Here is a 21,898-nt window from a genome sequence, read left to right as displayed (position 1 = left end):
ATGGGTCTACCAATAAGTAAAAATTAAGAGTTTGTTTGAACGCTTACTTGATCAGCGGTTTCTTTCGCTAAAGTACGAGCAAGATCAGTATTTTCAGCACGAGCGGTTGCTACCCCCATACGACGACGTTTGAAACCTTCTGGTTTGCCAAACAGGCGTAAATCGGTGTCTGGGTGTGTTAAAGCTACATTGAGATTGCTATAACTTAAATTGCTGGCATCAACTCCAGCATAAATTACCGCACTTGCTGCAACACTGTGGCGTGCTGTGTTTACAGGTAAACCTACAATTGCACGTGCATGCAGTTCAAATTCACTTTGAAACTGAGATGCTAAAGTTACGAGTCCTGTATCGTGTGGGCGAGGTGAGACTTCACTAAACCAAACCTTGTCGCCTTTAATAAACAGTTCTACACCAAAAATACCACAGCCACCAAGTGCAGTTGTCACTTTATTTGCAATACGTTTTGCTTCTTCAAGTGCCGCCGCCGTCATTGGTTGAGGTTGCCAGCTTTCTACATAATCCCCGGCATCTTGGCGGTGACCAATTGGGTCACAGTAATGAGTTTCGATTTCACCAGTTTCAGGGTTTTTAGCGCGAACGGTAAGTAATGTAATTTCAAAATCAAAATCAATTTGAGATTCAATAATAACCGTGCCTTGGTTAACACGGCCACCTTGCAATGCATATTCCCATGCAGCATCGACTTCATCGAAACTTTTTACACGAGACTGACCTTTACCTGAAGATGACATGACTGGTTTTACAAAGTTTGGATAACCAATGTCATCGCAAGCGGCGCGGAAGCTTTCGAGCGTATCAGCAAAGCGATATGCAGAAGTAGGTAGGCCAAGTTCTTCAGCCGCAAGACGGCGGATGCCTTCACGGTTCATTGTGAGGTTTACAGCTTTAGCAGAAGGGATGACAGTTGCTACTTTGCTCGCTTCAATTTCAAGTAAAACTTCTGTCGCAATTGCTTCAATTTCTGGAACAATTAAATTTGGTTTAATTTTCTCGATGAGTTGTTTTAATTGGGCAGGATCTGCCATGTTTAATACATAAGAAAAATGTGCAACTTGCATTGCTGGTGCGTGATCATAACGGTCGGCTGCATGTACTTCTACACCAAGGCGTTGTAAGGAAATTACAACTTCTTTGCCAAGCTCTCCTGAACCTAACAATAAAACTTTAAATGCAGAAGATTGAAGTGGGGTACCGAGTGTCACGCTCATGCGAATCATCCTGACAAAATTATTTTTTTAAGCATAGCAGAACTTATGGTGGAGTTAAGCCTTATCATGCATAAAAAAAGTAATTTTGTCGGACAATTAAAAAAGTGGTTTTTAGATATTAACCTGATAGTTTAAAAGCAATTCATCCGCATTTTTACCACGGATGCCCCAATTTTCTTTAGGTGTTTCAAAAATAGTAATTTCAATGTCTTGTGGAGAAATTCTACATTGTTCTTGAATATTACGAAATAAGGTTTGGATAAGCTGCTTTTTAGTGGATGCACTGCGGCCTGCAAACATTGAAAGTTCAATAATAATGTAATGCTGGCTTCTGTCAGAAGGGTAAATGAAATTTTCTGGTTTAAGGCTAATAAAACGTTGAAATCTTTTCTCAACAGGATATTTCAATTCTTCAATAAGCGCCTGATGGATTGCATGAGAAAGTAATTCTCGGTACTGCATAATGGTTTGTTCATTTGCATAAATTTTAACTTGTGACATTTTTATCTCTATTAAGTAGCTAAGGTTATCTTTTTAATCAATTCAAAAATTAAATTTTCCAAGCCAGAAGTTTCAATCTTAAACGCCTCTGGCCAGATTTTATTTTATATAAGGAAGATAAGTTTATCTATTTATAAAGGTAAATAAGTATAGATCAGACCATAAACAATTGCGGCAGTTAAAGTTGCTGGTACGATTTTCTTAAATTTAAAATAAAGACCTGCTAAAACTAAAAAACCGATAAGCATTGCGAAACTCTTATTGGGAGTTTCAAGGAGAGGTGGAAGAGTAGCAACTACAAGCATGGCACTAATCGCAGATATTCCAATACTTCCCAAAGCAATTTTGATCCAGATTGAGCCGCGTCTTTGTTGGTTGCCCTGTAGTTTTTGTATTACGAAAAAAGGTCCAAAGCGTGAAGCAAAATTGGCTATGCCTACAATAATGCCGACCAAAATAATTTCTAGGTTCATATTAAGCCTCAACCTCATCATGTTGTTTCAGCACATAATGTTTAAATAGACCAGCTAAAATGCCTGAAAAAATACCAATAAAAATAGCAGCTGATAAGTTAATCCAATAACAAGCCAAGGCTGAAACCAATAATGATACAGCAACAACAAGGCTATGCTTTCGCTCAAAGGCCGCTAATAAAAAACTTAAAAATAAAGCAGGTAATAAGAAGTCTAAAGCTGCTTGTAAAAACTTTGGTAAATGGGCAACTTGATCGGCAAATAATCCACCTAACAAAGAGCCAGTTGCCCAAGCCATCCAACTAAATAGGCTTAAGCCAAGCATCCAAGACTCGGACCATTGTTGTCTGCGCTGTGAAAGTTGGATCATTCCACTGGCAAAAACTTCATCGGTTAAGCCCCAAGCCCATACTGCCGTTTTCTTAAGATTTAATTTGTTTGGAATCAGGTTGTATAGAGCAGGTCCATAAAGGACATGTCGAATATCTAGTGCAATAACTGTTAATGCTGTTAGCCAGATGGATGAACCGCTAGCCAAAAGAGCGACAACCAAGAATTGGCTAGCGCCAGCATACATTGAACAAGATAGAAAAAAAGCTTCCCATGGTGTAAAACCAAACTGGGATGCAGAAACGCCAAAGGCAAAAGAAACGGGTAAATAGGTGAGTACGATAGCTTGGCTATCTTTGGCGCCTTGCCAAAAAGTTGCTGTTTGGGCAGGCATCAATTGTTGTTCGGACACAATACACCTTGGCAATAAACCAAATGATAAAAATACTTGAAAGATTGAGTATTGTAGCCGAATTTAATAGCATAGTGCCGAAATGTTTAATCGGCAGTTTGATATGTTCAAGGCAAAGATTCGTTTAGTTTATATCGCCATGATGAGTGCAGGTATTTTTACATTGCAGGGCTGTGATAATGGTAATCAAGGTGCAGAAAAAAAAGTAGAAATTAAGCCAGCACCGAAACTAACCAATGATGCAACTGTTTATGCTCAAAAAGCATGGACATTAATTAACACGGTTGAGCATTTAGTTTATGAAAAACAACTCAGCCAAATTGATGACAAAGTTCGTAAACCTTTACGTCAATTGAGTACAGATTGGCGCATTAATGTAAAAATGACGGATTCAGTTACAGAAGGGAAATATGCACTCTGCCGTAAGGCCCTGACAAGTTTAGATATATGGGCACGCGAAACACTAGAAAACAATAGTTCAGTTGCCCAAAAACAAGCGGACTATGAGCGAGATAAAGCGCAATGTAAGGATGCGATCGATATGCCAAATCTTGGAAATACGTCGCCAAAATAAAACTAATGAATCTAAAAAAAGCGAGATGATCAATCTCGCTTTTTTTGCTTTTAAACGATAATGAGTGAATGTGAATTACGGTTTTGTGGCAGCTTTAGCAGTGTTTGCAGTTTTCACAGTATCTTGTTTCATTTGATGAGTCATTTGCTGTGATTCATGTTGAGCATGAGTCGCGCTGGTCATTGCATCATGTTTTTGAGTGCTTAAGTCTTTTTTAACATCCTGTTTAGTTTTAGTTACCTCTTTCTTGGCTTTTTGAGCGGTAGCTTTTCCATGTACCGCTACACATTTTCCACCTTTGTGATTTGGTCCTGTACCGCCTTGTAGTTGAGTCCCTTTTGGACATGCAAATGCCGAAACACTTAACATAGCCAATACGCCTGCTGTCAGAATTGTTGATAATTTTTTCATGTTAATCAGCGCCTTGTTGAGTATTATTGCTCAGCTTGAGTGTAGGGTGAAAATATCTGCTTTAACACATTTATTTTGTGGAAATAGAGTTTGAACAATGTTTTGATTTGCAGTGTTATCTAATTTTTTAATTTAATTTTAAGTTTTTATTATTTAGCCGCTTTTAAAAAATTAGGATTGTGCTTTAGCAACTACTTTCAATTTCTCAATATCTAGAATCTCAATTTTTCTAAAAGCAATTTTAATGATTTTCTGTTTTTCGAGCAGGCTCAGTTCATGATTGATCGTCTGTCTAGATGTGGTCAGCATATTTGCCAACTGTTCTTGAGAAATATGAATTTGACGATCTTGAATAAGAATATGATTCCCATATCCTTCTAAAATGAATAGAAGACGTTGAGCAAGCCTTTGAGAAATACTACGTGTTTGGATAGCAATCTGTTCTAAGAAAACATACCTGAGTTTTTGGCTCGTTAAACGTGCAAAATAGTACCAATAATATGGATTTTCCTTGAGTAGATCATTTAATGGTTTTGCAGGAATATGCAGAACGGTACTTTTTTTCAATGCGATCGCATCGTGTGAGCGCGGTTCATGGTCAATCAGGGATATTTCACCAAACCACATAATTGGCTCAGCAATTGCAGAAAGAGCTTCGTTACCATTTACATCGACATAACCCAAACTAATTGAGCCTTCAAGCACAGTATAAATGCCATCAAATAGATCTTGGGCACGGAACACATAACTATTTTTTTCAAATGTTATTTGCTTGCCGTGCTCTAGAATAAAGTTTTGGAATGCTTTTGGAAGCAGACTAAACCATGTGTTTTCTTTTAGTCGATTAATATAAATTAGGTCCAATATTCGGTCATCCATGAAAAAATTCATTACTTTGTCAAATAGCTGACAACTTTACGTTTTCCTTATATGTACAGTATGACTATATGTAAGCGAATAGGGAATAACTCATGTCAAATCTGGAGCAAGAGCTTAGCAAATATGCGGCTTATCATTTAAATCATAAAAATATATTGACGCATTTTATTGGTATTCCGCTGATCGTGTTTTCAATTTTATGTTTAACCGCAAGAGCTGGAGTCGATATTGGTAGTTTTAAACTGACTTTAGCCATAGTCCTGATTGCAGCTAGTACGATCTATTATTTTATTTTAGATAAAGTATTTGGCTTACTCATGCTCGTTCTTTTAGCTGCTGTGTATCCACTGGCGAGCCAAATTGCTCAATTGTCTTTAGGAGAATGGTTAGCAGCAAGTATTGGATTCTTTGTTGTCGGTTGGGCCTTTCAGTTTGTGGGACATTATTTTGAAAAGAAAAAACCGGCTTTTGTTGATGATGTGATAGGACTTGCGATAGGACCATTATTTGTATTGGCTGAATTTATATTTATACTAGGTTTTAGAAAGTCACTGCATGAACGTATTTTACAAGAGGCGCGTAGTAAACGAGAGACGATGGATTTAAGTCATTAAATATAAAAAAAGCCCCAACATATTGGGGCTTTTTTAGCTTTAACTTAAACGTTAAAACGGAAGTGCATTACATCGCCGTCTTGAACAACGTAAGTTTTACCTTCTAAACGCCATTTACCAGCTTCTTTAGCGCCGTTTTCACCGTTGTATTGTACGAAGTCATCATATGCAACAACTTCAGCACGGATGAAGCCTTTTTCGAAGTCGGTATGAATCACACCAGCGGCTTGAGGAGCGGTTGCGCCAACTTTTACTGTCCATGCACGAACTTCTTGTACACCAGCAGTGAAATAAGTCTGTAAACCTAAAAGCGCATAACCTGCACGAATAACCACATTTAAACCTGGTTCTTCCATGCCCATTGCTTCTAAAAACTCAGCACGATCTTCATCTTCTAATAATGAAATTTCAGCTTCGATTTGATTGCAAAGAGGAACAACAATTGCATTTTCTTCAGCCGCAAGTTTTTTAACTGCTTCTAAGTGCGGGTTGTTTTCAAAACCATCTTCTGCAACGTTTGCAATATACATAGTTGGTTTTAAAGTCATTAAACCAAAGCCACGCACTAATTTGCGTTCGTCATCAGATAAATCAGCTGCACGCGCTGGTTTACCTTCGTCAAGTAATGGTTGGATTTTTTCTAAAACTGCTTTAGTTGCTACAGCTTCTTTGTCACCACCTTTAGCAACTTTAGTTAAACGTAAAATTGCTTTAGCAACAGTTTCAAGATCGGCAAGCGCAAGTTCAGTATTAATAGTTGCGATGTCGTCTAATGGATCAATTTTACCATTTACGTGAATCACGTTTTCGTCTTCGAAACAACGTACAACATGAGCGATTGCATCAGTTTCACGGATGTTAGCAAGGAATTGGTTACCTAAGCCTTCACCTTTTGATGCACCAGCAACAAGACCTGCAATGTCCACAAATTCCATTGTAGTTGGCAAAATACGCTGTGGTTTAACAATCGCAGCAAGTTTGTCTAAACGTGGATCTGGTACAGGAACAATACCTGTGTTTGGTTCAATGGTACAGAAAGGGAAGTTTTCCGCTGCAATCGCTGCTTTCGTTAATGCATTGAAAAGGGTAGATTTCCCTACGTTTGGCAGACCAACAATACCGCAATTAAAACCCATGAAAACCACTCACAAATGTGTAAATTAAAAATTGTCGCTGATTTTACATGAAAGCCATGACAAAGTCATGGCTAGAGCGGGGTTGTATCGCGTTTAAACTTTACGTTTATCAAGTTGCTGGGCTAATGCATCGCCAGTCGCTTGTACTAACATGACTAAAACAATGAGCACTAAAATTACAGCCAACATAATTTGCATATCAAAACGTTGATAGCCATAACGATAAGCAATGTCCCCTAGGCCACCTGCACCAATAGCACCAGCAATCGCAGAAGAGTTAATCATAGTCACAATAGTCACGGTAAAACCCGCCACAATACCTGGCAAAGCCTCTGGTAAAAGTACATGCCAGATAATTTGTTTACGGTTACAACCCATGGCCTGTGCAGCTTCAATTAAGCCTTGGTCGACTTCGCGTAAGCTGACTTCCGCAATACGAGCAAAGAAGGGAATTGCAGCAATAGTCAGCGGAACAACCGCCGCCCAAACCCCATAACTTGTGCCTACGATCCAGCGAGTAAGTGGAATAAGCGCAACCATTAAAATAAGAAAGGGTACAGAGCGAGTAATGTTGATGACCCAACCTAAAGCTTGATTAATCTTTTGTGACGGGTGAATGCCGTGCTCAGAAGTGCTGACTAAAACAACAGCAATCGGTAAGCCAATTAAAAAAGCAATAAACGCAGATGCACCTACCATGAGTAAGGTATCTACAGTTCCAGTAATTAATAAATCAATGAGCTGGTCGTGCATAGCCAAGTACCTCAAATTGTGCAATTGCAGTTAATGCATCTTGTCGTATAGATGAAATATCAATTTCTACGTTAGGAATACCGACTAAAAGTGAACCAATAATATGCCCTTGAATGGTATCGACCTGACTTTGATATAAATTGACAGGTGCTTTAAATCTAGCTAGTAGTTCTTGAATATCCGGAACCTGATGTGCTTCAGCCTCATATTTCAGTTTTACAATAATATGAGTCGAATCTTCATCGGGTAGAGGACTGATTTTAAAAGGCAGGGTAATTTGCTCAAGGTTTAACAATTCTTGAGTAATTTGTTGTTCTGGTCGTGAAAATACAGACCAGACTTGTCCAGCCTCTACTATCTCACCTTGATCAATCACCACCACTTGATCACAAATTTCTCGAATGACCTGCATTTCATGAGTGATGAGTACAATCGTTAGACCCAGTTCCTGATTAATCTTTTTAAGTAAAGCCAAAATAGTCGCGGTACTTTCAGGGTCAAGTGCCGAGGTGGCTTCATCACAAAGTAAAATTTCTGGGTGGTGAACAAGTGCACGTGCAATACCGACACGTTGCTTTTGTCCGCCTGAAAGTTGCGATGGGTAGTAGCCAGACTTATCTGCAAGACCTACGAGTGCCAAAACTTCATTTACACGTTGGTCGATATCTGCTTTGTTGTAATTGGAAACTTTTAAAGGCAATGCCACATTTTCCCAGACTGTTTTTGCAGACATTAAATTGAAATGTTGAAAAATCATTCCAATTCGTTGGCGAGTTTGAATAAGCTCGGCATGACTCAATTCAGCAATGTTTTGTTGATGAATATGAATACTGCCTGTATTAACTTGTTCTAAGCCATTTAAAGTGCGGAGTAGGGAAGATTTTCCCGCACCACTTTTACCAATAATGCCTAAAATCTTACCTTGAGGAACATCAAGGTTAATTTCCTTTAACGCATGCAGTTTTTGACCCTGCGATTGGTAAAACTTATTTAAACCACGAATTTTGATATGGGGCAGAGAAAAATCAACTTGCGATCCAAAACTCACCATCATCATTCTCCTTATTTCCAGCCTTGAAACCACATACCTTTACCAAAGTCTTTATCCAGAATGTCTTGTGCTTGTTTTGAGTTCTGGAATGCTTTAACAAAGGTTGCAAGTTTTTGGTTTTTGTCTTGGTAATCGCGACGGGTCACAAACAAAATTGCATATTTTTTATCGATTGGATCTAAAAATAATGCGCTAAGTGGGTCGGTTACTTTTGCCATTTTTAAGTAGTGGGGGAAGCCGAAAATTAAATCGACATCGTTATATGCATGTGCGGTTTGAGGACCTTCAACTTCAACAAAGCTCAGCTGTTTCGGATTAGCAATAATGTCTTGAGTGGTCGCAAGCTCATTATTAATGTCTTTAAGCTGAATTAAACCTGCACGGTGCAATAAAATTAAAGCACGGGCTAAATTGACCGGATCGTTTGGAATAGCTACACGTGCTTCTGAAGGTAATTCTTCAAGTGATTTATATTTTTTTGAATATAAACCCACATGACTTCCTGAACCCACACCAAATGCGTGTAAGTCATAACCCGTTTCTTTAACAGCATTACGTAGAAATACGCTTTGCTGGAAAAAGTTTGCATCAATATCACCGTTTTGTACGGCAACATTGGGTGCTCGCCAATCAGAAAATTCAACGAGTTTGACATGAACACCTTGCTTTTCTACTTCATTGGCAACGCTTTGTAATAGCTCAGCATAAGGCGGGCTAATCCCGATCGTTAAAACATCATCGGCTTGTTTATTTTTAATATAACGGTAACCTACGAGGCCCAGAACTACGATTAAAATCGTAATTCCGAGTAACCAAGGTTTATGCTGTTTGAACTGAATCGCCATAATCTTTCCGTTATTACTTCCAGCCAGGGAACCAAAGTGTTGGCCCAATCTCAGCATCTAACACAGCTTTAACTTTTGGCGAATTTTGATAGATCTCAACAAATTTCTTTAATTTGTCGCCCTTATCTTGGTAGTCATCACGCACTACAAACAAAATTGCATAACGTTTATTGGTGTTGTCATCAAGTAAAAGTGCACTTTCAGGGTCAGCTGTTTTTGCTAAGCGTAGGTAATGCGGATAGCCAAAAGCCAAGTCAACATCATCAATTGCACGAGCAGTTTGTGGTCCTTCAACCTCTACGAATTGCAAATTTTTAGGGTTTGAAACTACATCTTTAAGTGCAGATAAATGATTATTTGAATCTTTAAGCGTAATTAATTTAGCTTGCTGTAAGAGTAGCAGGGCACGACCTTGGTTCACTGGATCATTTGGAATGACTACACGTGCGTTTTGCGGCAATTCATCAAGGCTTTTATATTTCTTTGAATAAAGTCCCACATGTGATGCTGCACCCACTGCAAATGCCTTTAATTTAAAGCCTGTTTCTTTAATTGCATTGTCTAAGAAAGGTTGGTGCTGGAAAAAGTTCGCATCAATATCCCCGTGATTTAAAGTAATGTTTGGTGTATTCCAGTCAGAAAATTCGACCAGTTTTACATTTAAACCCTGTTTCTTTGCTTCATCGGCAGCAGCTTGTAAAGTTTTTGCAAATGGTGGGCTAATACCAATCACAAGTTCATTTGAGCCACTTTGGCGATGTTTATTCCAAAAGAATAAAGCAACAATAAGGACTACAACGACTAAGCCTACGCCTAGCCATTTTTTTGAGGCTGTTTGAGCCATGTCTATCTCCAAATTTAAGCGGTTATTTCTTCAATTGTTGTTAGGTTTTTGCTGTTGTTATAGGGACTACATCGGAACGCTTGAACAGGGTGTTGTTTTGGTAATTGATCACCCCGATTAAAAATTTTGTTCCGCAGTGAACCCGTTTTATATGCAGTTTTATAGCGACCACGCTGTTGTAGCTCAGGAATAACCAAGCGAATAAAGTCGTGGTGAGACTCAGGTGCAACAGTACGTGTCAAATTAAAGCCATCAATATCAGTCTCATCTAAAAGATGAATTAAATATTCAGCAACTTCTTCGCCACTGCCCACAATGAGGGGATAACGACCACCTAAAACATGCTGAGCTTTTAAGTCATTTTTCGTGATTTGTTGCTCTTTAAACTTTTCGGTAATCGAAACAATACTGTTACTTTTTTGGTAAGGAATCGCTTCATCGTCGGCAAATTTACTTAAGTCGATACCAGTTGAACTCGCGTAATGCGCTAAGCCTGCTTCAGGACTTGCATATTGACGATATTCATTCAGTTTCTGTACAGCGAGATCATGTGTTTCTGCAACAACAACAGTTATACCGACAAAGACTTTAATGTCATCTGCTGAACGGCCTTGCTGTTCGGCAAGAGCACGAATCTTTTTCACTTGTTCGCGTATTTTGTCGGGTTTGTCGCCGCCAATAAATACGCACTCAGCATGACGAGTCGCAAAGTGCATGCCTTTTGGTGAAGCACCTGCTTGAAACAGTGTTGGGGTGCGTTGAACAGAAGGAGATACCTGAAACACACCTTCACTTTGGTAATATTTTCCGTGGTGGTGAATGGTGTGAACTTTAGACGGGTCTGTAAAAACACGCTGTACTTTATCTTTTTTAACGGCGTCGTTTTCCCATGAACCTTCCCAATATTTATAGCAAAGCTCTAAAAATTCTTCAGCTTGTTCATAGCGAGCATCGTGGTCTTTTAAACCTTTTTGACCAATTAAGCGTTCCGCACTATCTAGATAACCTGTCACGATATTCCAGCCAATACGACCTTGAGTTAAATGGTCGAGACTCGCAAAGCGGCGTGCAAATTGATATGGATGTTCATAGCTTAAGTTCACAGTGACCCCAAAACTTAAGTTTTGAGTGACTGCCGCCATTGCTGAAATGAGTGTAGACGGGTCATGGCTCGGAAGCTGAATGGACTCTTTTAAAGTCAGATCAATACCGTTTTGATAGACGTCATACACACCTGTAATGTCCGCAATAAATAAACCATCAAATAAACCACTTTCTAAGGTCTTGGCTTGTTCTGTCCAATAACTGAGTTCGTTAAAACGATGTGATTCATCACGTGGATGTGTCCATAAGCCATGATTGATATGACCAACACAGTTCATGTCAAAGGCATTGAGTAAAATTTCTTTCGCTTTGAAATCTGCCATTACAATGTCCCCCGGCGAGGTGGAAGCACACCGTTAAGAACGTAGTTCCCAATAAAGTAATATTTCCATCGTGCGGCATCATGCAACGTATGTACACGCGCATTACGCCAGAAACGGTCTAGGCCATCTTGAGACTGACTACCACGGCTACCAGCAAGTTCAATCAGCTTAGACGATGCTTTGAGTGCGATATCTGTACTATGAGCACGTACTTTGGCAACATCGATGGATGCTTTAGCAATGCTTTCAGGTGTGGTTTCAATTTTTGCGGCATCAATTGATTGCGCAGCTTGTTTTAATAACACTTCACTTGCTCGTACATCTACAGCAATGCGTCCTAGCTCATAAATCGTTAATGGATCTTGGTTGGCTATTTCTACATTTGAGTCAATCCATGGGCGGGCTTGATGCACTCTTTGCAAGCTTTCTTCAAAGGCCGCACGTGCAATGCCTACCTCAATCGATGCATGCATAATTTGCGCAAAAGGACCCACTAAGGTTGGCTGTAAAAATGCAGTATCAAAAGGAATAACATCATCTGCATCGACAAAAACCTGATCAAACTTGACCGTGCCGCTGCCTGTGGTTTTTTGCCCAAAGCCAGACCAGTCATCAACAAGTTTCAATCCTTGTGAACCACTTTTTACAAAGGCTAAATACTCTCGGCCTGCATCATCTAAAACTAAGGTTGGAATACGGTGAGCAAATAAACTTCCTGTGCAGTAAAACTTTTCACCCTGAATCAAATACCCATTTTCATGCGGACGGATATTGGTTTGTTTATGGGTTGAAGTTTTAGTTTTAAACTCAGCAAGAGCATTACCGAAGCGAGTGCCACTTAATACTTCGCCATATAAACGTTGTTTTTGAGCTTCTGTGCCTGTATTGCGCAATACTTCTAAAGCGTAAAAATGGTTTTGTGGAATTTGTCCGATTGAGCCATCTGCACCACTTAAAAGAGCAATCACTTTAGCAACAGTATGACTTGAAACTTCGGCACCGCCATATTGCTTTGGCACTGTAATTGCCCAAAGACCAGATTGGCTCAATGCATCAATTTCGGTATACGGTAAAATTCGCTTAGTGTCTCGCTCAACTGCGGTTTTTTTAAATTGCTCAGCAAATTGTTTTGCAATTTCTAAAGCTTCAGCATCATTTTGAATAATGTGTGCTTGGCCAGATGCCGAGGTTTGTTTTGTTTGAACCGATTGATATGAAGTCATGACAATTTCTCCTTAAATCCAAGCATGGCGGGCAGGGAAATGACCATTAAGGTAATAATTGCCAATGGCATGTAATTTCCAACGAACAGGGTCGTGTAAGGTATGTACACGGGCATTTCGCCAATGTTGATCTAAATTGTGTTGGCTTAAGCTTGAACGGCTACCACCTAGTTCCAGCAATTTTTCAGAGATTTGTAGAGCCGCATCATTGGCATAGACTTTCGCTTCTGCGACCAAAATTGAAGCTTTAGCTACTTGTTCATCAGTCACAGTTTGAAGTTGGTCAAGTTCATCTAAATATTCAGCAGCTTCATCAAGCAGTAAAATTGCAGCATCGAGCAAAATATTTAACTTACCTACTTCTTGCAGGGTGTAATGTTCAAAGCTGGCTTTTTCAACCTTTGCATCAATAATCGGGCGTGCTTTATGAATAGTCGATAAAGTATCGTCAAATGCAGCTTCTGCAATCCCCACATCAATGGCAACTTGTAATAACTGAGAATAAGCACCGCGATAAGTAGGGGTTTTAGTTAATAAGCGTTCATCAAAAATGAGTTCTGGATTAACTTCAACATGATTTAATTTAACCGTACCACTCGCTGTCGTACGTTGCCCAAATCCATTCCAGTCATTAATGACTTCAATGCCTTGAGCATCTCGGTTAACAATCACTAAAACCACATGACTATCAGGATGAATTGCTTTAATCGCGAGCCAGTGCGCAAAGCTCGTACCTGTCGAATAAAACTTTTCGCCGTTTAAAATATATTTGCCGTTTTCAACAGTAAGAGTGGTTTTTAGTGTTTTTGAATCATGGGTATTACGTTCTGGCCCACCGTTGGCAAGACGTTTACCTGCTAAAATTTCTGAAAAGATAAATTGTTTTTGTTGTTCTGTACCCATGATTTCGATCAGGTTTAACAGGCTAATCTGATTTTGTGGAATCTGACCAACATTCGCGTCACCTTTACTCAAAATACGGAAAACTTGAGCCAAAGTTTTATTGGAAACAAAAGCACCACCGTATTTTTTTGCAATGCGAATACCACCTAGGCCTTTTTGGCTAAAGTTTTCGATTTGCTCATGCGGTAATAAGCGTTGTTGATCACGTGTATTACGACCCTCTAAAGCATAATCCGCCACTTGATAAGCAGCATTAATCGCTTGTTGATCATTTTGAATGATTTGGACGTATGCAGTCGTTTTTGATAGAGAATTAGACATAATGACACCTTGTATTGCTGTCATTACCTTACAAAAGAAATATTTTTCCACTAAACGAGGACTTATGCTCAGCTTATGAAATAAAGTGCAAAGCATTTTTTTTGCTTTTTAATGAAAAAATAGAGATATTGAAAGATTATAAAAAACAATAGTTTAAGTTTGTTATGTGGAAAAATAATAATAGAATTGGTTTTAATATGAAAAAGAGCAATAAGTACGGTAAAAAAAGATATAAAAAAAATAGACTTAAGTGTCAGTGAAAAATGAGCACAATATCCATTGTTTTAAATAAAAATAGCTTCTAAAGTATCTACTTACCATCGACCATTTTTGTACAAATAGTCAAATAAAAATAAACGTGGAGATTTTATGCGGGTTTTGTATCAGTTTCCTTTGTCCCATTATTGTGAAAAAGCTCGCTGGTTGTTAGACCATAAAGAACTTGATTATGTGGCTCATAACTTAATTCCAGGCTTTCATCGTGCTTTTGCACAACTCAAAACAGGCCAAAATTTACTGCCTATTTTGAAAGATGATCATCAATGGATCGCTGAATCGACTAAAATTGCACTTTATCTGGATGATACTTATCCGGAGCATTCACTGTTACGTCGTGATGAACAATTAAGACAGCAAACATTAAAAATAGATAGCTTGGCTGATGAGCTGGGTATTCATGTCCGTCGTTGGGCTCTAGCTCATACGTTGGCGCAAGGAGACCATGCTTTAGAAATTATGATGGGTGAACAAGGCTATTTACGCCAATTTGAAAAAATATCGAAGCCATTCCTCAAAACACTGGTAAAGAAGAACTATAAACTTGAAGAAGAGCTAGTCAACCAGTCAAAAGAACGTATGGATGAACTCATAAATGAACTAAATAACTGCTTAATCGAAAATCAGGCACGTTATATGGTAGGCGATCGCTTAAGTCTTGCTGATATTTCTGTATGTTCTATGCTTGCTCCTTTATTAGAAATAAAGGGTACGCCGTGGGAGAGGGAAGAGGCTGAAGGTGTTTCGGAAGAATGGAATAACTATCAACAAAATTTACTCGATTTACCTCTAGGTCAGTATGTTTTAAGAATATATCAAACTGAGCGTAATGCGCGAGTAGATTGGCGCGGAATTTAAAATTATAAAATGCCCTGAGAAAATCGGGGCTTATTTTTATCTTTGCTAGTTATTTTATTAATGTAGATATTACTATCAATTTTCTAAATGATTTTTATTAAGCCATTTGTTTATATTATTTTGATGCCAAGATTACTTTTTACAATATAAATTCCATTTTATCTAAATGACTAATAACTTTAATTTTTATGATTTTTTGGAAAATACAATTTTTCTAAATACTATTTTTAGCCAAAGTTAAGCCACTTTATTGTGCATGTGTTTACAATGTAATCAATAATTGCCACATTTAAGTGTAAATAGATGAGCTTAATAATAGACAGAAGATTAAAACATAGATTAAAGTAGAAACATGTGAGCAGTTTTAAAGGTATTAATTCTGCAAAACAGATTGAATAGAATAAGTGAAGCAAATGGATGGGTCCGACTTGGAAAAGTTGGCTCGATAATTGCAATTTAATAAAAAATCACTCTATTGCTCTATATGAATGATTCTATAGATAAATAGAGAGAATGATCATCAAGGAGTTCTTATGAAACGTTCTGCAACCTCTCTCATTATTTCAACAGTTATGCTTTGTACGGTTGGCGCTACTTCTCAAATTCAAGCAGCAGATACATTAGCTAAAATTAAAAGTACCGGAAAAATCGTAATTGGTCATCGAGAATCCTCAGATCCAATTTCATATGTTGTTGCAGGTAAACCAGTAGGTTATGCAGTCGATATCTGTAACCAGTTTGCAAATGACATTAAAAAAGAATTGAAAATGCCTGGCTTAAAAGTTGAGTACAAGGCAGTAACTTCATCAACACGTATTCCTGAGCTTTTGGCAGGCAATATCGATATGGAATGTGGTACCACTACAAACTCTAAACAACGTCAGCAACAAGTTGGTTTCTCAACTAACTACTATGCAACAGAAGTGCGCATGGCTGTTAAAGCAAACTCTGGCATTAAGAGTTTGGCGGACTTAAATGGTAAAGCAGTTGTTACTACTCAAGGCACTACATCTGACAAATACATCAAGATGAATGAAAAAGGTCAGGCAGTTAATGTTCAAAATATTTATGGTAAAGATCATGCTGACTCTTTTGCCATGATGGCATCTGGCCGTGCTGCTGCATTTGTAATGGATGATAATATTTTAGCAGGCTTGATTGCGAAGTCTTCTACACCTAAAGCTTTCGCAATTGTAGGTCCGGTACTTTCATCTGAACCTTATGGAATTATGCTTGCTAAAGATGATCCAAAATTTAAAGCGGTTGCAGACCGTACTGTAAATAACTTGTGGAAAACTGGTAAAATGGACACTTTATATAAGAAGTGGTTCTTATCTCCAATTCCACCAAAAAACACAAATTTGAACATGCAACAAAGTTCATCTTATAAGAAATTAAAAGCTAACCCAACAGATGCAGGAATCTAACTGGATCTTTTTGTCCTAAATTTACTTGTGTAAGTGTAAAGATTCATTTGCACAAGTGGTCTATTTTCTAAAGATATTAATTTAAGGGGCAAACATGTCAGTCGGCTCGCTAAACTGGACTATATTCTGTGCGGAGTCTAATGAATATGGTGTCGATAAAGCCGCATGGGCAGAATCAGTTTGTAAAGCTATTGGTAGCTCAAGCTACAATGCTTATGCTGAGGCACCCACATGGTTACAAATGTTAGGTTCAGGCGTGTTCACTATGGTTTGGACAGCTATTATAGCCTTTCTTATCGCATTTTTATTAGGTTCTCTCCTAGGGGTAATTCGTACATTACCCAACAAACCTCTCGCATTTATCGGCAATTGTTACGTTGAAATTTTCCGTAATATTCCACTTATTGTGCAACTATTCTTCTGGGCTTTTGTTTTTCCCGAGTTTTTACCGGATAGCTTAAGTGCAGGTAGTGGGGATGTAGTTGCTGGTGGTTGGTGGAAAAATATTTTAAATCAGCAACCGGCGGTTATTGGTGTTTTTGCATTAGGTCTCTACACGGCTGCCCGTGTATCTGAGCACATACGTGCCGGAATTAATACCGTTTCTCGTGGACAGAAGTTCGCAGCTTCCGCTATGGGTTTTACTACTGCACAAAGCTATCGTTATGTCATTTTACCGGTTGCATATCGTACCGTATGGCCAACGATTACATCTGAAGCAATGAACGTTTTTAAAAACTCAGCTGTTTTATATGCGTTGAGTGTGTTGAATTTCTTTGCTTACACGAAAACCATGCGTGAAGAAACTTCTCAGGACATTATCATTCTTATTCTCTCTACGCCTGTTTATTTGATTATCACTTATAGCATTAAGTTTGTGATGGCATGGATTGAGAAACGAATGGCTGTACCTGGCTTAGGTTCAGGAGGGAAGTAATCATGGATTTTTCTTTATTACAAAACCCTGATGTGATCGCGGCACTCAAAGAAGGTTTCATTTTTACGCTTACCGTAACGGTATTAGCAATGATGGGCGGTATCCTAATTGGAACCCCATTGGCAATGATGCGTTTATCTAGTAATGCCATCGCAAGTAATTTTGCAAAATTTTATGTTGATCTGTTTCGTGGTATTCCACTGATTCAGGTGATCTTTATCTTCTACTTTTTGTTGCCGAAAATATTTGAGTTTCAATCTGATACCTATTGGGGACCATTATTTTCGAGTGTCGTGACCTTTGCTATTTTTGAAGCAGCTTTTTTCTCGGAAATTGTACGTTCTGGAATTCAGTCTATTTCAAAAGGTCAGGTACATGCAGGCTATGCGCTAGGTTTTACCTACGGTCAATCAATGCGGTACGTGGTATTACCTCAAGCCTTTCGTAACATGCTCCCAGTATTGTTAACTCAAACAATCATTCTATTTCAGGACATCTCTTTAGTTTATGTGATTAGTGCACCTGACTTTTTAGGTCGTGCAGATACATTGGCTAATACTTATGGACCTGAAACAAAAGCAACATTCTATTTAATCGTCGCTGTAGTGTATTTCTGTAGCTCGTTTGTGCTGTCGCATTTAGTCAAACGCTTACAGCAAAAAATTGCCATCATTCGCTAATTGGAGATTTTAAATGCCAATGATAGACATCCAACATATCTCTAAATGGTATGGTGATTTTCAGGTTTTAACAGATTGCACGACGAGTATTGAAAAAGGTGATGTCGTTGTTGTTTGCGGACCATCTGGTTCAGGAAAATCAACACTCATCAAAACAGTAAATGCTTTAGAACCATTTCAACAAGGTGACATTATTGTTGATGGAATTTCGCTTAAAGATCCAAAAACAGATCTTGCTAAATTTCGTTCAAGAGTAGGAATGGTCTTTCAGCACTTTGAACTTTTTCCGCATATGACTGTTTTGGAAAATTTGACGATTGCTCAAGTTAAAGTGTTAAAGCGTTCAGTTGCAGATGCTCGTGCAAAAGGTCTGAAATATTTAGAGCGTGTAGGCTTACTTGCTCATAAAGATAAATTTCCGGGCCAGTTATCGGGTGGTCAGCAGCAACGTGTAGCAATTGCACGTGGTTTATCTATGGACCCAATCTGTATGTTGTTTGATGAACCAACTTCTGCACTTGATCCTGAAATGGTCGGTGAGGTTCTTGAAGTTATGGTACAGCTCGCACATGAAGGTATGACCATGATGTGTGTTACGCATGAAATGGGCTTTGCTAAAAGAGTATCTAACCGTTTAATTTTTATGGATGAAGGTAAAATTTTAGAAGACTGCCCAACCCATGAATTCTTTGACAATTTAGAAGCTCGTCATGAGCGTGCTAAACTTTTCTTAGAAAAAATTCAGGCGATGCACTAATAACCCTAGTAAAAAAAGAGCCATTAAAGGCTCTTTTTTTTATATCTAATTTTTAGAAGCTATACTTTGCTAGCAGGTTGATACGTGAATAATCACCCTTGTCACCTGCAAAAGTTTCACGTTGACCGTAAGTATATTCTGCTCCTAAATCAATATTTTTAGTTGGGTTCCAGATTAAATTGACTAAAGCGTTATAAATTTCTTTGTTATAGCTGGTATTGGTTAAATTGCTATTTGCATAGACATTATCATCTTTATATTGAATACCACCTACAGCAAAAGTAGAACGCAGAATAGGGCTCCATTTACGTTGATATCCAATTACTGCGCTATCGAATTCTCCTAAATTAATATCTTGTGTTGTTGTGTCATAGCTATAAGCCGAATTGCTATAAAGTAAATAACGGCCATCACCTTTAACATGATAGTAGTTAGCAACCACGCTATCTTGAGGCGTTAAATCATATTTACCACCAACACCGACACCCCAGCCAAATTTCTCTTCAGAAGTGCTATCTTTTGGAGCCACACGGTTTTCATGGGCAAGACCATGTAACTGTAATAGGCCTTTGTTATCCGTAGTTTTGAAATCATATCGTGCTGTTAAAGCAGGAAAACGGCTTCCACCGGCAGCATTACCAGCTTTTTCAACATCACCGCCTTCTAAGGCAACTAATATTTTTTGTTGTGCATTAATTGGCTGGGTGTAACGAACCTGTACTGTACGTGTAGTACCTGTACCAATAGCACCATTAAAATCTACTGTTTCTGGTGATGTATCTGTGTTTACAAAAGGTGAGGTCGTTTGACCAGCTAACCATTTTTCTAAAGACATATAGGCATGACGAACACGGAAAGTACCATTGCCATTATCTCCATTGCCACCCATGAAATCGGCTTCAATTTTACCTGTTAAATCTCCATATTGAGTTGGACGAGTAATATCTAAGCCAATTCGTGAAGTTGCTGCAGATACATTTAGTGAGTCTTGTTTTGGATCATCTTTATTGAGTGGATAATTGGCACCATTTGAAATACTGCCATTTGAACCTTTAAAGTCATAGGTTGCATCTGCGCGAACACTACCATAAAGCTTGACTTGAGTTTGCCCATCGGCCATAGCCATCCAACCCGGTTTTGATGCAGGAGGTGTAGGGGTAACTGGTGCTGCGGGAATTGTTGCTGGAGCAGTGACAGTTAAAGCTGTTTTTTGTTGATCAGATAGTTTCTGAACAAGTTGTTTTAACTCCTTTACTTCATCACGTAAGGCGTTAACTTCAGCATCTGTAGCGGCATGCACAGGCATCGTCACGCTCATTGCACCTAAAGAACTCATTGCTAATACTAGTGTTTTGATCTTATTCACAGGAACTCCCCCGACATGGATAAAAATTTTCCTGCAAATACATAACAAAAATGATGCCAACTTTAAGAAACTTGAAAAATAGTCAAATTTTGATGATTACTTCCTTTTTAGCGTTAAATAGTAGTGAGAATAAGGATTTTGCATCGATAAAACAGATTTAAGCATAAACCGACTCTCTAAAATGAATCGCCCCTGACACTACTTGCACGTTTAAAAGGCATAAAAGAATTAGGCTCTATAAAGGAAAAAGAGTTTTACTGTCTATAAACCTTTGTATTTTCAATGCAGAGGTGGTGGTATAGGGTTATACTGTCTTTACTGTGAAATTCTGGCTGGAGATAAGAGTGGAGTTAGATCGTTTTGATAAACAAATTCTAGAAATTTTGTCTCATGAAGACTTAAATTTGAATGAACTTTCAGAACGGATCAATCTGTCAGTCAGTTCTGTGCATCGCCGTATTAAGCACCTGATTGAAGCCAACATCATGGGGCAGCTCAAAAGGGAAATTAATTTTAGTAAGCTTGGTTTTACTTTACATATTTTATTGCAAGTTTCATTGAGTAAACATGATAGTGAAACATTTGATAAGTTTCTGTCTGAAATAGAAGCAATTCCAGAAGTAACCAATGCATTCTTGGTAACGGGTCAGAGTGCTGATTTTATTTTAGAGCTTGTAGCACGCAACATGGATGACTACAGTGAAATTTTATTAAGACGTATTGGAAAAATCGACAACGTAGTTGCTTTGCATTCTAGCTTTGTCATTAAAGAATATAATGTATTTAATTGCTATAACTTGCTCAACAAGCTATAAAAAAACGCACCAAATGGTGCGTTTTCTTTGATTCAAATGTTTGATTTAAGCATCAAGTTGAGCCAAAACCTCATCCGAGAATTCAACGTTAGTATAAACGTTTTGTACATCGTCAAGATCTTCAAACATATCAATCATTTTAAGAATTTGTTTTGCTTGGTCAACATCTGTAATTTCAGCTTTTGTAGATGGACTCATCACAACTTCTGCGTTATCAGATTTTAAACCAGCAGCAGTAAGGGCGTCTTGCACTTCACCGAAAGTTTCTGGTGAAGTGATTACCAAAATTTCATCTTCTGAAACTTCAATATCTTCAGCGCCAGCTTCTAAAGCAACTTCCATGATTTTATCTTCTAAAGAAACATCTTCAAAAGTAATCTCACCACGTTTAGTAAATAGATAAGATACAGAACCCGCAGTTCCTAAGTTACCATTTGTTTTACTAAAACAGTGACGTACGTCTGGTACTGTACGGTTTAAGTTATCTGTCATTGTTTCAACAAGAACAGCAACCCCGCCAACACCATAACCTTCATAAGTTACTTCTTTTAGATCATCATTATCTTCACCACCAGCACCACGTTGGATAGCACGGTTAATGGTGTCACGTGTCATATTAACTGAGAGAGCTTTTTCAACTACTGCACGCAGACGAGGGTTGCTAGCAGGATCTCCACCACCAAGTTTGGCAGCAGTCACAATTTCACGAATATATTTAGTAAAAACCTTACCGCGACTTGCATCTTGTTTAGCTTTACGATGCTTAATATTGGCCCATTTAGAATGACCCGCCATGGACGTGAACTCCAAAAAAAGAAAATGCAAAAGTGCTGGAATATTAGCATAGGCTTGG

Annotated in this window: 24 protein-coding genes; 8 read left to right on the top strand and 16 right to left on the bottom strand. The window is 38.4% G+C overall.

Annotation, left to right across the window (positions count from 1 at the left end; genetic code table 11):
* Positions 1-23: 23 nt before the first annotated feature.
* The 4 genes from purT to ACYU0V_RS10265 form a co-directional block, all read right to left on the bottom strand.
* The gene (gene purT, locus ACYU0V_RS10280; RefSeq protein WP_461847311.1) at positions 24-1,241 is read right to left on the bottom strand and encodes a formate-dependent phosphoribosylglycinamide formyltransferase; all 1,218 of its coding nucleotides are present in this window, start codon (positions 1,239-1,241) and stop codon (positions 24-26) included.
* A gap of 102 nt (positions 1,242-1,343) precedes the next feature.
* Positions 1,344-1,733, bottom strand: a complete 390-nt coding sequence (locus ACYU0V_RS10275; protein WP_461847309.1) for a tautomerase family protein — start codon at positions 1,731-1,733, stop codon at positions 1,344-1,346.
* A gap of 131 nt (positions 1,734-1,864) precedes the next feature.
* Positions 1,865-2,206: an L-valine transporter subunit YgaH gene (ygaH, locus tag ACYU0V_RS10270; RefSeq protein WP_001047275.1), complete on the bottom strand. Its 342-nt coding sequence runs from the start codon at positions 2,204-2,206 to the stop codon at positions 1,865-1,867.
* Position 2,207: 1 nt separating this feature from the next.
* Positions 2,208-2,930 (bottom strand): AzlC family ABC transporter permease, encoded by a 723-nt coding sequence (locus ACYU0V_RS10265; RefSeq protein WP_016802817.1) that lies wholly within the window; start codon positions 2,928-2,930, stop codon positions 2,208-2,210.
* A 121-nt stretch (positions 2,931-3,051) separates the two neighbouring features.
* Here ACYU0V_RS10265 and ACYU0V_RS10260 point away from each other — a divergent pair, with 121 nt between their 5' ends.
* The gene (locus tag ACYU0V_RS10260; RefSeq protein ID WP_461847307.1) at positions 3,052-3,522 is read left to right on the top strand and encodes a hypothetical protein; all 471 of its coding nucleotides are present in this window, start codon (positions 3,052-3,054) and stop codon (positions 3,520-3,522) included.
* Positions 3,523-3,597: 75 nt separating this feature from the next.
* On the opposite strand, the gene ACYU0V_RS10255 is transcribed toward ACYU0V_RS10260, so the two are convergent.
* Positions 3,598-3,933 carry a hypothetical protein gene (locus ACYU0V_RS10255; protein WP_069140348.1) on the bottom strand — a complete coding sequence of 112 codons (336 nt, stop codon included), beginning with the start codon at positions 3,931-3,933 and terminating at the stop codon, positions 3,598-3,600.
* Between the two features lie 171 nt (positions 3,934-4,104).
* Positions 4,105-4,812 carry a Crp/Fnr family transcriptional regulator gene (locus ACYU0V_RS10250; RefSeq protein ID WP_461847302.1) on the bottom strand — a complete coding sequence of 236 codons (708 nt, stop codon included), beginning with the start codon at positions 4,810-4,812 and terminating at the stop codon, positions 4,105-4,107.
* Positions 4,813-4,904: 92 nt separating this feature from the next.
* On the opposite strand from ACYU0V_RS10250, the gene ACYU0V_RS10245 reads away from it, so the two are divergent.
* A complete protein-coding gene (locus ACYU0V_RS10245; RefSeq protein ID WP_461847300.1) occupies positions 4,905-5,426 on the top strand; it encodes an Mpo1 family 2-hydroxy fatty acid dioxygenase in 522 nt (173 codons plus the stop codon).
* Between the two features lie 44 nt (positions 5,427-5,470).
* Here ACYU0V_RS10245 and ychF read toward each other — a convergent pair whose 3' ends face one another.
* From ychF to ACYU0V_RS10205, 8 genes are all read right to left on the bottom strand, one after another.
* Complete coding sequence (gene ychF, locus ACYU0V_RS10240; RefSeq protein WP_002050104.1) at positions 5,471-6,562, bottom strand: redox-regulated ATPase YchF; 1,092 nt, start codon at positions 6,560-6,562, stop codon at positions 5,471-5,473.
* A 93-nt stretch (positions 6,563-6,655) separates the two neighbouring features.
* On the bottom strand, positions 6,656-7,315 hold the full coding sequence (locus tag ACYU0V_RS10235) for a methionine ABC transporter permease (RefSeq protein WP_005069679.1): 660 nt from the start codon (positions 7,313-7,315) through the stop codon (positions 6,656-6,658).
* Positions 7,296-8,372 carry a methionine ABC transporter ATP-binding protein gene (locus ACYU0V_RS10230; RefSeq protein WP_080759643.1) on the bottom strand — a complete coding sequence of 359 codons (1,077 nt, stop codon included), beginning with the start codon at positions 8,370-8,372 and terminating at the stop codon, positions 7,296-7,298. Before ACYU0V_RS10230 ends, ACYU0V_RS10235 begins: the two co-directional genes overlap by 20 nt.
* A 5-nt stretch (positions 8,373-8,377) precedes the next feature.
* Positions 8,378-9,211 (bottom strand): MetQ/NlpA family ABC transporter substrate-binding protein, encoded by an 834-nt coding sequence (locus tag ACYU0V_RS10225; RefSeq protein ID WP_461847298.1) that lies wholly within the window; start codon positions 9,209-9,211, stop codon positions 8,378-8,380.
* 13 nt (positions 9,212-9,224) lie between these two features.
* Positions 9,225-10,055: a MetQ/NlpA family ABC transporter substrate-binding protein gene (locus ACYU0V_RS10220; protein ID WP_039760684.1), complete on the bottom strand. Its 831-nt coding sequence runs from the start codon at positions 10,053-10,055 to the stop codon at positions 9,225-9,227.
* Positions 10,056-10,069: 14 nt separating this feature from the next.
* Entirely contained in the window at positions 10,070-11,482 is a 1,413-nt protein-coding gene (locus ACYU0V_RS10215; protein WP_461847296.1) for an LLM class flavin-dependent oxidoreductase, read from the bottom strand.
* Complete coding sequence (locus tag ACYU0V_RS10210) at positions 11,482-12,705, bottom strand: SfnB family sulfur acquisition oxidoreductase (protein ID WP_064784047.1); 1,224 nt, start codon at positions 12,703-12,705, stop codon at positions 11,482-11,484. Before ACYU0V_RS10210 ends, ACYU0V_RS10215 begins: the two co-directional genes overlap by 1 nt.
* Positions 12,706-12,717: 12 nt before the next feature.
* Positions 12,718-13,953 carry an SfnB family sulfur acquisition oxidoreductase gene (locus ACYU0V_RS10205; RefSeq protein ID WP_461847294.1) on the bottom strand — a complete coding sequence of 412 codons (1,236 nt, stop codon included), beginning with the start codon at positions 13,951-13,953 and terminating at the stop codon, positions 12,718-12,720.
* Between the two features lie 345 nt (positions 13,954-14,298).
* On the opposite strand from ACYU0V_RS10205, the gene ACYU0V_RS10200 reads away from it, so the two are divergent.
* From ACYU0V_RS10200 to ACYU0V_RS10180, 5 genes are all read left to right on the top strand, one after another.
* The gene (locus tag ACYU0V_RS10200) at positions 14,299-15,063 is read left to right on the top strand and encodes a glutathione S-transferase family protein (RefSeq protein ID WP_017386781.1); all 765 of its coding nucleotides are present in this window, start codon (positions 14,299-14,301) and stop codon (positions 15,061-15,063) included.
* Between the two features lie 533 nt (positions 15,064-15,596).
* Positions 15,597-16,490: an amino acid ABC transporter substrate-binding protein gene (locus ACYU0V_RS10195; RefSeq protein WP_199112388.1), complete on the top strand. Its 894-nt coding sequence runs from the start codon at positions 15,597-15,599 to the stop codon at positions 16,488-16,490.
* A gap of 94 nt (positions 16,491-16,584) precedes the next feature.
* Positions 16,585-17,427 (top strand): amino acid ABC transporter permease, encoded by an 843-nt coding sequence (locus ACYU0V_RS10190; RefSeq protein WP_002114400.1) that lies wholly within the window; start codon positions 16,585-16,587, stop codon positions 17,425-17,427.
* Between the two features lie 2 nt (positions 17,428-17,429).
* Positions 17,430-18,107, top strand: a complete 678-nt coding sequence (locus ACYU0V_RS10185) for an amino acid ABC transporter permease (protein WP_016145033.1) — start codon at positions 17,430-17,432, stop codon at positions 18,105-18,107.
* 13 nt (positions 18,108-18,120) lie between these two features.
* Positions 18,121-18,864 (top strand): amino acid ABC transporter ATP-binding protein, encoded by a 744-nt coding sequence (locus ACYU0V_RS10180; RefSeq protein ID WP_002114298.1) that lies wholly within the window; start codon positions 18,121-18,123, stop codon positions 18,862-18,864.
* Between the two features lie 52 nt (positions 18,865-18,916).
* Here ACYU0V_RS10180 and ACYU0V_RS10175 read toward each other — a convergent pair whose 3' ends face one another.
* Entirely contained in the window at positions 18,917-20,230 is a 1,314-nt protein-coding gene (locus tag ACYU0V_RS10175) for a DcaP family trimeric outer membrane transporter (RefSeq protein WP_461847290.1), read from the bottom strand.
* A 344-nt stretch (positions 20,231-20,574) separates the two neighbouring features.
* Here ACYU0V_RS10175 and ACYU0V_RS10170 point away from each other — a divergent pair, with 344 nt between their 5' ends.
* Complete coding sequence (locus ACYU0V_RS10170; RefSeq protein ID WP_002050132.1) at positions 20,575-21,045, top strand: Lrp/AsnC family transcriptional regulator; 471 nt, start codon at positions 20,575-20,577, stop codon at positions 21,043-21,045.
* A gap of 45 nt (positions 21,046-21,090) precedes the next feature.
* Here ACYU0V_RS10170 and ACYU0V_RS10165 read toward each other — a convergent pair whose 3' ends face one another.
* Positions 21,091-21,840, bottom strand: a complete 750-nt coding sequence (locus ACYU0V_RS10165; RefSeq protein WP_002114471.1) for a YebC/PmpR family DNA-binding transcriptional regulator — start codon at positions 21,838-21,840, stop codon at positions 21,091-21,093.
* Between the last annotated feature and the right edge of the window lie 58 nt (positions 21,841-21,898).

Source organism: Acinetobacter sp. X9, assembly GCF_054889255.1.
Note: the sequence above shows the minus strand (reverse complement) of the source record. Positions and strands in the feature narration are given on the sequence as shown.